Source organism: Bradyrhizobium sp. SZCCHNRI20481, from assembly GCF_032485055.1.
Taxonomy (GTDB): domain Bacteria; phylum Pseudomonadota; class Alphaproteobacteria; order Rhizobiales; family Xanthobacteraceae; genus Bradyrhizobium.
The window spans coordinates 194,128-208,893 of record NZ_JAUEUE010000004.1 but is presented as its reverse complement, the minus strand read 5'-3'; the positions used below and the strand labels follow the sequence as shown (position 1 = coordinate 208,893).

Annotated in this window: 14 protein-coding genes; 6 read left to right on the top strand and 8 right to left on the bottom strand. The window is 66.6% G+C overall.

Going from position 1 to position 14,766, the window contains the following annotated elements; genetic code table 11:
• Positions 1-55: 55 nt before the first annotated feature.
• Positions 56-238 (bottom strand): hypothetical protein, encoded by a 183-nt coding sequence (locus tag QX132_RS07785; protein ID WP_316160637.1) that lies wholly within the window; start codon positions 236-238, stop codon positions 56-58.
• A gap of 190 nt (positions 239-428) precedes the next feature.
• Entirely contained in the window at positions 429-1,547 is a 1,119-nt protein-coding gene (locus QX132_RS07780; protein WP_315736418.1) for a ring-opening amidohydrolase, read from the bottom strand.
• A 118-nt stretch (positions 1,548-1,665) separates the two neighbouring features.
• Here QX132_RS07780 and QX132_RS07775 point away from each other — a divergent pair, with 118 nt between their 5' ends.
• From QX132_RS07775 to QX132_RS07765, 3 genes are all read left to right on the top strand, one after another.
• Positions 1,666-2,469 (top strand): MBL fold metallo-hydrolase, encoded by an 804-nt coding sequence (locus QX132_RS07775; protein ID WP_315736419.1) that lies wholly within the window; start codon positions 1,666-1,668, stop codon positions 2,467-2,469.
• Positions 2,470-2,595: 126 nt separating this feature from the next.
• Positions 2,596-4,296, top strand: a complete 1,701-nt coding sequence (locus QX132_RS07770; protein ID WP_316160636.1) for a hypothetical protein — start codon at positions 2,596-2,598, stop codon at positions 4,294-4,296.
• Between the two features lie 80 nt (positions 4,297-4,376).
• Positions 4,377-4,550, top strand: a complete 174-nt coding sequence (locus QX132_RS07765) for a hypothetical protein (RefSeq protein ID WP_315736421.1) — start codon at positions 4,377-4,379, stop codon at positions 4,548-4,550.
• A 719-nt stretch (positions 4,551-5,269) separates the two neighbouring features.
• On the opposite strand, the gene QX132_RS07760 is transcribed toward QX132_RS07765, so the two are convergent.
• The 5 genes from QX132_RS07760 to QX132_RS07740 all read right to left on the bottom strand — a co-directional run bounded on the left by QX132_RS07760 (position 5,270) and on the right by QX132_RS07740 (position 9,127).
• Positions 5,270-5,680, bottom strand: coding sequence for a hypothetical protein (locus QX132_RS07760; RefSeq protein WP_315736422.1), 411 nt, complete (start codon positions 5,678-5,680; stop codon positions 5,270-5,272).
• Between the two features lie 126 nt (positions 5,681-5,806).
• Positions 5,807-6,457, bottom strand: coding sequence for an Mpo1-like protein (locus QX132_RS07755; protein WP_316160634.1), 651 nt, complete (start codon positions 6,455-6,457; stop codon positions 5,807-5,809).
• Between the two features lie 247 nt (positions 6,458-6,704).
• Entirely contained in the window at positions 6,705-6,899 is a 195-nt protein-coding gene (locus QX132_RS07750) for a DUF2783 domain-containing protein (RefSeq protein WP_315736424.1), read from the bottom strand.
• The gene (locus QX132_RS07745) at positions 6,896-8,533 is read right to left on the bottom strand and encodes an FAD-dependent oxidoreductase (protein ID WP_316160633.1); all 1,638 of its coding nucleotides are present in this window, start codon (positions 8,531-8,533) and stop codon (positions 6,896-6,898) included. Before QX132_RS07745 ends, QX132_RS07750 begins: the two co-directional genes overlap by 4 nt.
• A gap of 51 nt (positions 8,534-8,584) precedes the next feature.
• Complete coding sequence (locus QX132_RS07740; protein WP_316160632.1) at positions 8,585-9,127, bottom strand: VOC family protein; 543 nt, start codon at positions 9,125-9,127, stop codon at positions 8,585-8,587.
• Between the two features lie 139 nt (positions 9,128-9,266).
• Between QX132_RS07740 and QX132_RS07735 the strand changes: the two genes are divergently transcribed.
• On the top strand, positions 9,267-9,785 hold the full coding sequence (locus tag QX132_RS07735; RefSeq protein ID WP_315812920.1) for a MarR family winged helix-turn-helix transcriptional regulator: 519 nt from the start codon (positions 9,267-9,269) through the stop codon (positions 9,783-9,785).
• A gap of 68 nt (positions 9,786-9,853) precedes the next feature.
• Positions 9,854-11,725 (top strand): molecular chaperone HtpG, encoded by a 1,872-nt coding sequence (htpG, locus tag QX132_RS07730; RefSeq protein WP_316160631.1) that lies wholly within the window; start codon positions 9,854-9,856, stop codon positions 11,723-11,725.
• A 25-nt stretch (positions 11,726-11,750) separates the two neighbouring features.
• Here the strand turns inward: htpG and QX132_RS07725 are convergent, their stop codons facing one another.
• Complete coding sequence (locus tag QX132_RS07725; RefSeq protein WP_316160629.1) at positions 11,751-12,737, bottom strand: tripartite tricarboxylate transporter substrate binding protein; 987 nt, start codon at positions 12,735-12,737, stop codon at positions 11,751-11,753.
• 176 nt (positions 12,738-12,913) lie between these two features.
• On the opposite strand from QX132_RS07725, the gene QX132_RS07720 reads away from it, so the two are divergent.
• Entirely contained in the window at positions 12,914-14,719 is a 1,806-nt protein-coding gene (locus QX132_RS07720; protein WP_316160627.1) for a long-chain-acyl-CoA synthetase, read from the top strand.
• Positions 14,720-14,766 lie beyond the last annotated feature (47 nt).

The following is a 14,766-nucleotide window of genomic DNA, read 5'->3' as shown; positions in this document are numbered from 1 at the left end:
CAGACTTGGGTTCGTTGAACGCCCGCAACCGGCGCGTACCAGTTGCGAATGCAAGTCAAGAAGCGGGGGAAAGCGGCCCAAAGCTGGTTCCGCTGGTGGCCGGAATGCGAAAAGTTTCCATCCATTTCTGAAAATGAGACTTGTTCGCAAAGTGTCGCCTCACGGCAACAGTTGAAACCTCCTGGTTGAGCTGATCTCCATCATTCAATTGCTGATCAGAGAGTTGGTGGTCTTTCACGTCGTCTCGCGAGGTGAATCGTGCGCTTGACGATCACTTCGGTCGATCTTCGGTTCGAGCTGCTCCCCGCCGCGTCGCGAGATGCGGCGGGAATCTGGCGAATCTGTTTCCCGATCGGGACGCGTATGCGGCTCAGAACTTCGCCGTGGTGATCAGGTAGAACGCGTGGCCCGGGATTTCGACCGTGAGATCAGCGGCGCTCGGCGATGATCGCGACCGGCCCGCCGCCGTCGGGGCCCTGATGCTCGGCGCCGCCCGAGACGAACAGGTCGGTGAAGCCGAACAGCCCGGCCAGCGCGCCGCCGACGAAGGCGCGGGCGTGGCGGGTCGAAGAGACGTCGCTGTCGTCGAGCATGGTATGCCGCTGGCCGCGCAGCCGGCCGCTCTGCGCCGCCTCCGCCTTGGCGAGCACCGCGGCGATGCGGCTGCGATCGGCGGCCGGCACCTGGCCCGGCACGTTCAGGCCGAGTCGGGCGAGCGCCTGCCGCGCCGGCTCGATGTCGATGGCATCGCCCATGACCGCATGATCGATCGCCAGCGGCCCGCTCCACTTGGCCGACATGCCGGCGACCATGATCTCGTGGTCGAGCAGCTCGACGCCGCCCGATGTCGCCGCGCGCTCGCTGTAGCGCGAGACATCCGTGCAGATCGTCGCATCGGAGAGATCGGCAGCGGCGACCTCGCCGAGCGCGACGGCGACACCGAGCGCCGAGGCGCCGCGGGAAAAGCCCATCGACTTCAGCGTATCGCGCACGGCGGTGCGCTCTCCCCGCGCCTCCACCGCCTCGATCCGCTCCATCGTCAGCAGCGGGCATTTCACCTGCACGTAATGGACGTCGGCGGGATCGCTGATGCCGGCGTCAGCCATCGCCGCGCGCACGCCGGCCGCCACGAGCTCGACCTGCGGCATGCGGCCGAGATGCTCGCCCGCCAGCGCCGCCGTGCGCGCGCGCCCGAGCGCCAGCGATGCCGGGAAAGCGCGCGGCGCCACGGCGTCGCCGCCGTCGCGTGCCTCGAACACGATCATGTGCGGCGACAGCGCGCCCTCGGTGCCGCCGGACATCACCATCGCGATCTGCCGCACGGCGTCGGCCGCGAGATATCGGCCGAGCAGCGCCTCCAGCGAGCGCACGGCGAAGGCGCGGGTGAAGTCGTTGACGCAGCCATTGCCCTCGGTCTTGCCGAGAATGGCGACGATGCCGGCGGGATCGATGGCGCCTTGCGCGATTCCGGCCTCGAGCGCGCCGACATCGTCCGGGCTGCGCATCGGCAGGCGGTGAACGTAGGCGCGGCGCAGCGTGGTCGGCATGTCGAGAACTCCTGTCGGGCGTCCGGCGACACTAGGCAATCACGAAGCCGCGCGCGACGGTGTTCCGGGATGGTCCGCGTGCTATCCTCCGCAATCCCATCTCGACGACCGGTGATCCATGCCTCTCTGGACCTGCTTTCAATGCGGCGCGCAGTTTCCCGATACGAAGGCGCCGCCCGGCCATTGCGTCGTCTGCGAGGACGAGCGGCAATATGTGAACTGGAAGGGACAGAGCTTCCTCAGCCGCGACGACCTTGCTGGCCGGCATCAGGTCATCTGGCGCGAGGATGACGGCCTGACCGGCCTCGCTTTGGATCCCAGCTTTGCGATCGGCCAGCGCGCGCTGCTCGTTCCCGAGCCGGACGGCTGCGTGATGTGGGACTGCATTCCCTTGGCGACGGAGGCAGCCATTGCCCGCGTCCGCTCATTGGGCGGCCTGAAGGCCATCGCGGTGTCGCATCCGCACTACTATGGCGCGGTCGCCGATTGGAGCGAGGCATTCGGCAACGCGCCGGTCTATCTCCATGGCGACGACCGCGCCTTCGTCACCCGGCCGCATCCGGCCATCGTGCCATGGACGGGCGATCGCCTCGCCATCTCGGATGACGTCGTGCTGCTGCGGACCGGCGGGCATTTCGCCGGCGCCACCATCCTGCATTGGCGCAAAGGTGCCGGTGGCAAGGGCGCGCTGTTGACCGGTGACATCGCGATGGTGGCGATGGATCGCCGCCACGTCAGCTTCATGTACTCCTATCCGAACTACATCCCGCTCGGCGCCGCCGCCGTGCGCCGCATCGCCGATGCGGTCGCGCCGCTCGCCTTCGACCGCATCTACGGCGCGTGGTGGCAGAAGAACATCGGCGACGATGCGAAGGCGGCGTTCGATCGCTCGGTGCGGCGTTATCTCCAGGCGATCGCCTGAGCCGCTGGTTCCACGAACCCCCGTAAAGTAACGGGGCATTAGGCACAACCATAAGGTTGTATTTGAGCGTCTTGCAGTCTTTGGTCGGATGGTATCGAAGTATCCCGGGCGGAGTGGGGTACCTCAATGCGTTCGCAATCGTGCTCGTCGGTGACCGGCGCCATCGCGCCGGCCGGCCTCATCCTGCATTCAGATACTCTCCCGGGTCTGCACGATCCGGCGTTCGCGTCCACCGCCAGCCACATGCAGCGGCTCTGGGCCGTGCTGGCGCTCGTGCTCGCCATCGTGCTCGCGCTGCCGTTCCTGCTGGTCGATGTGCCGCCGGTGCTCGACTATCCGAACCACCTCGCGCGCCTGTTCGTGCTGGCGCATCCCGACGATCCCGTGCTGTCGCAGATGTACGCGCCGAACTGGCGCGTCCTGCCCAATCTCGGCATGGATGTGATCGGCGTGGCGCTGCTGCGCTTCACCGACGTTCATGTCGGCGGCCGCATCCTGCTCGCGCTCAGCCTGTTCGCGCCGCTCTTTGGCGTGATCGCCTATCACCGCGCGGTGTTCGGCCGCTTGTCGTTGTGGCCGCTGGCGGCCGGCATCATCGCCTATGACGGCGTCTTCCTGCTCGGCTTCATGAATTTCCAGCTCTCGCTTGGTCTCGCGCTCGGCGGCGCCGCCGGCTGGGTGGCGCTGCGCCGTCGCGGCTGGCTGCCCGCGATCGCGTGGGGAGCCATCGCCGCGGCGGCCGCCTTCCTCTGCCACATCTTCGGCCTGCTGTTCTTCGCGGTCCTGATCGGCGCTGGAGAGGCCGATCGGCTGTGGCGGCTGCGCCGGTCGCCCGGCCTTGCACGGGAGCTGGTGGTCGTCGCCTGCGCGCTCGGCATCACGCTCAGCCCGGCCGTGCTGCTCTACGGGCTCTGTCCGCTGGGTGAGGGCGGGCTGCAACTCGGCGCCTGGATCGGACCGCCGAAGCTGTGGCGCATCATGACGCCGTTCCTGACCACCAGCGCCGAGCTGACGGTCATAACGACCGTCGCGGTGCTGTCGGTGTTGATCCTCGTCCGGCGCCAGATCGTCGTCGCGCCGGGCATGCCGCTGGCGCTGGCGGCGCTGTTCGTCGCCTTCGTCGCGGCGCCATGGAGCGCGCTGGGCGGAACGTTCATCGATATGCGCTTTGCCGCGATGTGCGGCCTGCTGCTGTTCGCCGGCCTGCAGCCGGTCGTGTCCGGCAGGAAGGCGGCGCTCGTCGGCATCGTCCTCGCGGGCCTGACGCTGATTCGTACCGTGGACATCGCATCGGCATGGATCGATCACAGGGTCGACCTCGCCGAACTGCGCGCGGCGATCGCGCATGTGCAGCCCGGCGCGCGCGTCATCGCCGCGCATGGCCATGAGCAGCCCGTCTCCAGCCGGCGCGAGCGGATCCTGCCCGGATTCCGCTATGTCGATTCCCATATGGCGGCGCTGCTCGTGATCGAGCGACGGGCGTTCTGGCCGCTGATGTTCGCCCATCCGAGCCAGCAGCCCGTGGCGGTCCGTCCCTCTTTCGCGCGCCTTGCGCAGCCGCTGGCCGAGCCCGCCGCGTGGCGCTGGCTGCAGCCGGACACGCCGTCGGCCGACGTGTTGCAGCTCGCGCGCTATCTGGCCGGCTGGCGGTCGCACTTCGATGCCGTTCTGCTGCTCGACCCGCCGCTCCCTGAGCAGCCGGTCGCCGGCCTCACACCGCTCTATCTCGGCAGCTACATCCAACTGTTCCGCGTCGGGCAGGGCGGCACCGGCACCACGGCGGTGCAGAAGCCGGAGCCTGCTCCGCGGACGGCCTCACCGTCCTGAGGCCGGAGAGCGCCGGCTGGGCGCTCGCCAAGCTCGCTATCCTCGTCTTCGAATGGGGCTTTGCCGCCGTACAGGGACCGATGCAGGAAGCGGCCGACGAGGCCGCGCGCGCCGTCGCCGGCCAGATCGATCCGGCGACGCTGCAGCCCAACTTCGGCACCGAGCAAGGCGCGATCTGGGTCATGCTCGGCGTCGCCACCGTGAACGTCATCCTCGGCGTCTGGCGGCCGCGGTTCACGAACCTGCCGGATTGAACCAGGCATTCGTCGGACTGCGCTTCCCGAGTCTCCGCCTACTGCGCCGGCCCCGCCGTGCGCTCCGCTCCCCTCCCCGCAAGGGGGAGGGGAGCGCACCCACCCCTGCTCGAGGGGCGCTTGCGGATTTCACGAAATTTCTCTTGCTATTTTTCCGAAACAATGCTTATCTCCTCCCATCCCACCTCGTGCAGAGGGACGTACGCGTCGTCACGAACGTGGAGGTGGGCTGCGATGGACGTGACGGCTGTGCCAGACGAGCGCAGTCCGGCGCGGACGGCGAAGTCGTGTGGTCCTGGCCTCTCGACGCTGAGGTCAAGTCCGCAAGCGTTGCTTGACGGCACGCGCGGGCGATGGGGGCAAGAAAGCCGATCCCCAGGGAGAGCACGAAGGACACCGTTAAAACCGATCGCGCGGGGGAGGCCGGTTGTCAGGCCCGACCTGTGGTGACTGCCGTCTGCTTTTCTTGTTGCAGGCGGGCCATGGGCCGCGGTCAGCACCCGGCCTTCCCCGCGCCCTCTCATTTTCAGAGGGACGACTGCCGCATCACTCGGGTCCGACGGGCCGCGGGAACGCGACGACGCATGTCGATGATATCCGCAGCAAGACCTCACTCCCGCAACGCATCGCGTTCGATGAGCCGAGCATTTCGATTGGCCATGGGCGACGCCAGCGCCGCGGCGCCGACATCGTCCATGTCGAAGTCAATGTCGAAGCCTTCAGAGCTGCGTGGCGCGCAGCTCGATCGTGAGCGGCGCCGTCGTGCGCTTGGCGGCCGGATCGGCCGGCATCTGCAGCACGCGGGCGCGCTGGCCGGCGGCGAGGTCGGTGACCTTGACGATTCGGCCATTGGAGAATTCGAGCGCATCGTGATGTTCGGTCGGCTTGTTGGTGTCGACCTGGCGGAAGCGGGCGAGATGGGCGCCGACCTTGCGGCGGAAGAAGAAGCCCTTGATGCGGACATCGTCTTCGAAGGCGAGCTCCGTGCCCGGCCGCAGGCAGACGGCGGTCAACGGGTCGTCCTTGGTGCAGAAGCCGCGGGTCTCCGTGCCGGGAAATCGACAGGAGACCAGCACGTCGGCAGTTTTGGCATCGCGGGAAGCAACAGTATGGAGGCTGTAGTCACACATGGGGAGCTCCTGAAGGCCGCCAGCACTGAGGCCGCAACGGCGTAGCAGGAGAGTTGTTCCATGTTGTTGCAGCCCCTCTGTTCGAGAACTCCCGCCGCAGGACCGGCCGGCGGCGGGAACTCGCGATCAGGTGAGATGCGCAGCTTCTTCGGCCTCGTCCTCGGCGGCGCCCCAATGCGAGGCGTCCTTGATGGTCGGATCGATGAGCTCGCCGCGCAGCAGCGCCAGCGGCGACTTCCAATACAGCGCAATGTTGTGGAACGGGTCGGTCAGCACCTTGAAGGCCCAGATCAGGCCCGTCGAGACATCCTGCATTGCAAACAGCTGGATGACGCGAAACAGACCGCCGCCGATGCCGACCGCAAGCCAGAGCAGGCCGACGTGGCGGACGAAGTCCATCCGGCCGGCCGGCTCGGCGAACAGGCCGAACAGCGTCGGAAACGCGAACAGCGCCACCGGCACCAGGCCCCACACCGTCAGCAGCACGATCTTGCGAGTCTGATTGTAGCCGACCTTGACCGCCTCCTTGTAGTCGTTGCTGACGCCGTTGATGTGGTCATAGCCGTTCGGTTCGAAGAAGAAGTGCCCGGTCTGCCGCGTCAGCATCGCGAGCCAGCCGACCAGGCCGGCCATCGCCGGATCCTTGAACAGCAGCGCATAGCACACGAGGAAGATCACGGCGCTGATCAGGTGCAGCGTCTGATTGATCCGGCTCTGATGATAGTAGCGATAGTCGTCGAAGCGCTGCGTCTGCAGCGTCTTGTAGTAGCGCGACATGCGAATCCCCGTGCCGTTGTGGAACGAGGCGAAGACGTAGAGGCCTTCAGTGAAGGTGGCGTGACATTATGATGTTGTCACAATGAAACCGACCGGGAGCGGATCGGGAGCCGCAATGTGCGCAAGCGAGCGGACTCTGCGCCGGCGCACGACTCGCCGGCTGGTCTCTCTGTCTGCCGCAAAATGCGGAGAAACGGCTTTGATCCGGATCAAAGCCGGCTGCCGATGTGGCGTGTTGTGGCCTGCATCAGCCGGCGGGCGACCTTGCCAGCCGGATCGCCTCGCTCAGGATCGCGCGGTCACCGATATGGTTGGCGAGCAGCAGCACCAGCCTGGCGTTCATGCGCAGGGCCTCGTCCTCGCTGAGGTCGCGCTGGCCGCCGATCAGCTCGGCATAGAAGTCGTCGGGATCGCTGATGTTCGGGGTGAGGGTCAGGCTCATGCCGCAAGCTCCTGCTGGACCGCGCCGCGCCTGCCGCAGGCGCGCCGGACCGCCTCCGTGATCGCGTTCTCGTCAAACTGCGGCCAGCGGGCGGTGACATATTGATCGGGACGGAACAGATAGGTCGTGCCGGGCGAGGCACCGTATCGTGCCGCGAGCAGGCCCTTGGCATCAGCGATGTCGCGGCCGACGACGATCACCCGCGCCGTGATGCCGTCGATGCTGAGCTGCTCGGCCGTGACGGCGTTGTCGAAGGTGACCACCGTGAAGCCCGAGCCAAGGCAGTTCAGCAACCAGCCGGGCTGTCCCACGATCGTCACCGGCGCATCGGCGGCATTGGTGCCAGGCGTCATCGCCCCGGGGACGCTCCCGCCGTCAGGCGTGTTCAGCAACGACGCGACATAGGGCGTCGGCGTCGACAGCCGGCCGCTGTTGACCAGCGGCCGCGCAAAGCTGTGGTTCTGTGCGAGGTCGAGCACGGCGTCGCGATAAAGGCGGCTGGCTTGCGTCTTCGGCGTGATGAAGTCGGTCGCCCGTGTCGAGTTCAGGATATTGTCGTCGGCGGCAAAGGCGCGCTCCTCGTGATAGCTGTCGATCAGGCTCTCCGGCGCCTCGCCGCGCAGCACCAGCGCCAGCTTCCAGGCGAGGTTGTCGATGTCCTGCACGCCGGTGTTGGCGCCGCGGGCGCCGAACGGCGACACCTGGTGCGCCGCATCGCCCGCGAAGAGGACGCGGCCGTGACGGAAATTGTCGATCCGGCGGCAGGCGAACTGATAGATCGACACCCATTCCAGCTCGAATTCGGTGGTCTCGCCGAGCATCGCCCGGATGCGTGGGATCACGCGCTCGGGCTTTTTCTCTTCGTCCGGATTGGCGTCCCAGCCGAGCTGGAAGTCGATGCGCCAGATGTTGTCGGACTGGCGATGCAGCAGCACCGACTGTCCCGGATGGAACGGCGGATCGAACCAGAACCAGCGCTCGGTCGGATACTCCGCCTTCATCCTGACATCGGCGATCAAAAAGCGGTCCTGGAAGAACTGGCCCTTGAACTCAGCGCCGACCATGCGCCGGGTGTCAGAATTGGCGCCGTCGCAGGCGATCACCCATTGCGCCTCCATGGTGAAGATGCCGTCGGGCGTCTCCACCGCGAGATCAGCGCAGTCGTCGTTCTGCTTGAGGCTGACCAGCCGATGCTTCCAGCGCAGGTCGATCAGCGGCGTCCTGTTGCAGACATCGACCAGAATCTCCTCGAGATAGTATTGTTGCAGGTTGATCATTGCCGGCCAGCGATGGTCGGGCTCGGGCAGCAAATCGAATTGATAAGAGAGCTGGTCGCGGAAGAAAACCTTGCCGATGTTCCAACTGACGCCCTTCTCGACCATCGGCGCGGCGCAACCGAGCCGATCCCAGATCTCGAGCGGGCGTTTGGCGTAGCACACGGCGCGGGAGCCGATGCTGACGGTATCGTTGTCATCGAGCACGACGACGGGCTGGCCGCGGGCGGCGAGATCGAGCGCCGCCGTCAGGCCGATCGGCCCGGCGCCGATCACGACGATCGGATGGCGGCGGGTCTCGCCGCCGCGCTGCTCCGCCGAGCAGACGTAGGGAAATCGCGGATAGACATAGTTGCTCATGGCTGCCTCGCCTGGCGCGTTGCGGTCGGGACTGTCGGGACGAGCAATCGCTCAGTCGCTGCCTGCGAATTCCTTCTCGTGCATCCAGGCGGTGTGCCGCGGCGGCTTCTTGGTGGTCGCCCATTCGTCCACCATGGCGTGGGCGACCGACTTCATCCGCGCGATCTGGTCGGGCGTCGCGGTCCAGGCCGCGATCTCCAGCCGGTGGCCGCTCGGATCGTGGAAATAGATCGACTTGAAGATGGTGTGGTCGATGATCCCGACGACGTCGAGGCCGGCGGCCTCCGCGCGTGCCTTCGCTTCCTCGAGCTCCGCCATGTCCTTGACCTGGAAGGCGATGTGCTGGGTCCATTCCGGGGTGTTGGGATCGCGTCCCATCGGCGGCGAGTTCGGCAGCTCGAAGAAGGCGAGGATGTTGCCGTTCCCGGCATCGAGGAAGATGTGCATGTAGGGATCGGGCGCCTTGGTCGAGGGCACCTTGTCTTCGGCGATCGCGCCGAGCAGGTCCATGTTGAGGACCTTCTTGTAGAACTCGACCGTGGCCTTGGCGTCGACGCAGCGATAGGCGACGTGATGGATCTTCTCGATCTGCATGATGGTCCTCCCATGATCGTTGTTGGCAAGATAGTAACGGATGATACGATCTGGCGGCTTTGATCCAGATCAACCCGATCGGGATCGGATTGAGGTCGCCAGGGGCGAGCGCCTGGAACGGATGAGGGCAGAGGACGCGATGACGAAGCTGGCCAGCGAGATGCGGGACCGGAGGGACGGCGAGGGGACCACCGAGCGCGAGCTCAGACTGCAGCGCTATTTTCCCTATCGGCTGGCCCGCCTCGCCGAGCAGGTGTCGCTGGCGGTGGCGGAGGTCTATGCCGACCGGTTCGCGCTGTCGCGCCAGGAATGGCGGATCCTGGCGGCGCTCGGCGAGCAGCCGCGGTTGCCGACCAAGGAGATTGGCCGGCTGACGACGCTCGACAAGATGAACGTCAGCCGCGCCATGCAGAGCCTGGAGGCACGCGGCATCGTCAGCCGCAGCCGCGATCCCGCGGATGGACGGGAGCGGATCGTAGCGCTGACGGCCGCCGGCAGGGCGCTGTACCGCAGAATCGTGCCCCATGCGCTGGCGCGCGAGGCCGATCTGCTGAGCGTGCTTTCGGCCGCCGAGATCGCCACCCTGGACGCGGTCATCGACAAGCTGCTCGCGGCCGCCGAACGATCGGCCGGTGATCCCCCCGGTCGGAAGGCTTGATCGGTGCCGCCGCCGCGCTATATCGACGGTCTCTCTCCACCCTTGATAGCATGGGCCAACGCACGACGATGACCGACACCGCGACCGTTAGCCATTCCTTCCAGGCCGAAGTCTCCGAGCTGCTCCATCTGATGGTGCATTCGGTCTATTCCGAGACCGACATTTTCCTGCGCGAGCTGATTTCGAACGCCTCCGACGCCTGTGACAAGCTGCGCTATGAGGCGATCGCCAGGCCCGACCTGATCGGCGAGGGCGAGCCGCCGCAGATCCGCATCATTCCGAACAAGGCGGCGGATACGCTGACCATCGCCGACAGCGGCATCGGCATGGAGCGCCAGGAACTGATCGACCATCTCGGCACCATCGCCCGCTCCGGCACCAAGGCGTTCGTGCAGAAGCTGGCCGAGGCCAAGGACGGCACCGGCCTGATCGGCCAGTTCGGCGTCGGCTTCTACTCGGCCTTCATGGTCGCCGACCGCATCGTCGTCATCAGCCGGCGCGCCGGCGAGAATGACGTCTGGACCTGGACCTCCTCCGGCGGCGCCGGCTTCGAGGTCGCACCCGCGTCCGAGGAGGATGCCAAGCGGGTGGCGCGCGGCACGGAGATCGTGCTGCATCTGAAGGACGACGCCAAGAAATATCTCGAAGCTTTCGAGATCGAGCGCATCGTCACCGCCTATTCCGACAACATCCAGTTCCCGATCATGCTGGTGGCGGAGGAGGGCGAGCCGCGCCAGATCAACTCCGCCAGCGCCCTATGGCAGCGCTCGAAGTCCGAGCTGACGTCCGAGGATTACAGCAAGGCCTACAAGTCGATTGCGCACGCGTTCGACGAGCCGGCAATGACGCTGCACTACCGCGCCGAGGGCCGCTATTCCTATGCGGTGCTGCTGTTCGCGCCGTCGACCAAGCCGTTCGACCTGTTCGAGCCGGCGCGCAAGGGCAAGGTCAAGCTCTATGTCCGCCGCGTCTTCATCACCGATGACGCCGACCTGATGCCGGCCTATCTGCGCTTCATCCGCGGCGTGATCGACAGCGAGGACCTGCCGCTCAATTTGTCGCGCGAGATGCTGCAGAACAATCCGCAGCTGGCCCAGATCCGCAAGGCGGTGACGACGCGGGTGATCAGCGAATTGGAGCAACTCGCCGACAAGGATGCCGAGAACTTCGACAAGGTCTGGGATTCGTTCGGCGCCGTCATCAAGGAAGGCCTGTACGAGGATTTCGAGCGCCGCGACAAGCTGCTGGCCCTGGCGCGCTTCACCACGACATCAGGCGAGAAGCGCTCGCTGAAGCAGTATGTCGAGGGGCTCAAGGAGAATCAGACCGAGATCTATTTCCTGGTCGGTGACAGCATCGAGCGGCTGAAGTCCAATCCGCGGCTCGAGGCCGCCAAGGCGCGCGGCGTCGAGGTGCTGCTGCTCACCGATCCGGTCGATGCGTTCTGGACCTCGGCGAGGCTCGAATATGACGGCAAGCCGCTGAAGTCGCTAAGCCAGGGCGACATCAACTTCGATCCGATCCCGGTGACCGAGCCGAAGCCCGAGGACGAGGCACAGCCGGCCGCCGACGAGGCCAACACGATCGCGCTGATCAAGGCAAGCCTCGGCGACCACGTCACCGACGTGAAGGTCTCGACCCGGCTTACCACCAGCGCCTCGTGTCTGGTCGCCGGCAGCCATGGTCCCGACCGCGAGCTGGAGCGCATCCTGTCGCAGCAGGCGCGCGGCGCCCGCACCAAGCCGATTCTGGAGATCAATCTGCGCCATCCGCTGGTCGTCGCGGTCGCGAAGGCCGCCGCCGACAAGGCCAAGGTCGACGACCTGTCGTTCCTGCTGCTGGAGCAGGCGCAGATTCTCGACGGCGAACTGCCGGAGGATCCGGCCGCGTTCGCGGCCCGGCTCAACCGGCTGGTGCTGCAGGGCGTCGCGGCGGCTTGAGGCAGGCGGGTTGCGGGCGCGGAGGTCAGTTCTTCGCGCTCACCTGCGGGACCAGCTTGCGCCAGTGCATGATCTCGGCGCGGTAGGTCGCGGCATAGACGCCGACGTCGCCGGTGAGCGGCGCGGCGCCGACCTCCGCGAACTGCCTGCTGATGTCGGGATCGGCCAGCGCGGCGTTGATCTCGCGGTTGAGCAGCTCAACGATGGCTTCCGGCGTGCCGTGCGGCACTGCGACGCCATAGAAGCCGGAGGTTTCGAACGCCGGCAGCACGTCGGCGACCGGCGGCAGATCGGGGAAGGCGGCGGCGCGCTCGCGGGTCGAGACGGCCAGCGCCCGGACCTTGCCGCTGCGCAACAGGTCGACGGCGGAAGCGGCGTTGTCGAACATCGCGTGGATGTGGCCGGAGGCGAGGTCGGTCAAGGCCGGCCCCGAGCCACGATAGTGCACGGTGGACCAGGTGATGCCGCCGAGAGTCCGGAACAGCTCGGCCGACAGCAGCTGGACGGTGCCGGGGCCGGCGGAGCCGACGCTGAGCTTGCCCGGGTTGGCCTTGGCATAGGCCAGGAATTCGGGCAGCGTCTTGACCGGCAGCTGTCGGCTGACCAGCAGCAGCAGCGGCATGCGCGCCATGCCGGCGACCGGCGTGAGACCTCCGTCGGCGCTCGGCGAGCCGTCGATCGAGGCCGTGATGACGTTGGCGGTCGAGGTCGCAAGGATCGTGTAACCGTCCGGCGGAGCGCTCGCGACGTTCTTGGTGGCGGTCGCGCCGCCCGCACCCGGCCGGTGATCGAGCACGAAGGGCTGGCCCAGTCGGCGGGTCAGCCGGTCGCAGATCAAGAGCGACAGCCGGCCGGTGGCCCCACCCGGAGCAAACGGAATGACCCAGGTGACAGGCTGAGCCGGATAGGGCGCATCAACTCCGGCGAACGCCGTGGTCGAAGTCATGGCTGCAACGCTGCTCCAGGCGGCGCAGCGCAGCAATGCGCGTCGTGTCATCGTGTCCTTGGGCATGCCGGCCTTCGCGTTGGCATGTTCTGGGAGCGGTACGCTAACCGGCATTTCCGAGAACTTCGTAAAGGATCGCATTCGCATCAACAGCGACGCACTCTCGGCCGGTTAACCCTCCCGGTTAACGGCTGGTCAGGCCACCCGGCCTATAAGCACGCCGAATTGGGGTGAGGGCGTTCATGAACTCCGGGCAGTCGGATCGATCTGTGGAACTCAGCACGTCCCCTCGAAGGCCGTCGGCGGCAAAGATCTGGCTGAAGGCGATCGAGCTGACCTCGCGCATCGAGGCAGAGCCGGCGCGGCTGTTCGCCGACGTGGTGGACGACTGGGCTGCGAAGCAGCCCGAACGGCCGGCGCTCGTCTCCGATCGCGAGACGCTGAGCTATTCCGCCCTGTCTGCGCGCATCAACCGATACGCCCGCTGGGCGCTGGCCAACGGCATCGGGCCTGGCCACACGGTCGCTTTGATGATGCCGAGCCGACCCGACTACCTGGCCGCCTGGCTTGGGGTCAGCCGCGTCGGCGGCGTGGTTGCGCTCATCAACACCAATCTGATCGGACCGTCGCTCGCGCATTGCATCAATGTGGCTCGGCCAGTCCATGTGATCGTCTCCAAGGACTTCCACGAAGCCTATACGGAGGTTGCGCCGGTGATCGCGGGCGGGCCGCGTGTCTGGGTTGCCGGCGGCGGCGATCTCGACGTCGCGGTCGCCGCGATGGATACGCGCGCGCTCGACGCAACTGAGCGCCGCGCCGTGACGATCAACGACCGCGCGCTGCTGATCTACACCTCCGGCACGACGGGCCTGCCCAAGGCCGCCAGCATCAGCCATCGCCGCATCATGAACTGGGGCGGCTGGTTTGCTGGCCTCACCGGTGCAGGTCCCGACGATCGCCTTTATGACTGTCTGCCTGTCTATCATTCCGTCGGCGGCATCGTCGCGCCCTGCAGCATGCTGCGCGCCGGCGGTGCGGCGGTGCTCGCCGAGAAATTCTCGGCGAGCAAGTTCTGGCGCGACATCGTTCGTCACGATTGCACGCTGGTGCAATATATCGGCGAGCTCTGCCGCTATCTGCTGGCCGCCGCGCCGTCCGATTTCGACCGCGCCCATCGGCTGCGGCTCGCCTGCGGCAACGGAATGCGCGGTGACGTCTGGGAGGCGTTCCAGGCGCGCTTCGCCATCCCCCAGGTGCTGGAATTCTATGCCGCGACCGAAGGCAACTTCTCACTCTACAATGTCGAGGGCAGGGTGGGATCGATCGGGCGCGTGCCGTCGCTGCTTGCGCATCGCTTCCCCGCCGAAATCATCAAGCTGGACGCCGACCAGCGCGCACCCTTGCGCGGACCCGATGGGCGGTGCCTGGTCTGCGCGCGCGGCGAGATCGGCGAGGCCATTGGCCGCATCGGTACGGCGGACCAGGGAGGCGGCCGCTTCGAGGGCTATACCGACACGGGCGAGACCGAGAAGAAGATCCTGCGCGACGTCTTCGCGAAGGGCGATGCCTGGTTCCGCACCGGCGACCTGATGCGCCAGGATGACCAAGGCTTCTTCTATTTCGTCGATCGCGTCGGCGACACCTTCCGCTGGAAGGGCGAGAACGTCGCGACCAGCGAGGTGAACGAGGCGATCCTGCAATGTCCCGGCGTGTTGGAAGCATCGACCTATGGGGTCGTCGTGCCGGGCTGCGATGGACGCGCCGGCATGGCGGCGCTCGTTGTCGGCGAGAGCTTCGATCTCGATCGCCTCTCCGTAGAACTTGCCTGCCGGTTACCGCCCTATGCGCGGCCGGTGGCGCTCCGCATCACGTCGTCGCTGCAGTCGACCGAAACATTCAAGCAGAAGAAGCAGGAGCTGATGCGCGACGGCTTCGATCCGTCGATCGTGCACGAGCCGCTCTACGTGCGGGACGCCGGGACGGGTGCCTATTGCCCGCTCGATCGGGATCTCCATGCGCGGATCCTCGCCGGCGAGGTTCGTTTGTAGATGATTTTAATCATAGGCCGTGATGGGTATTTACCAACGGTCCCGAA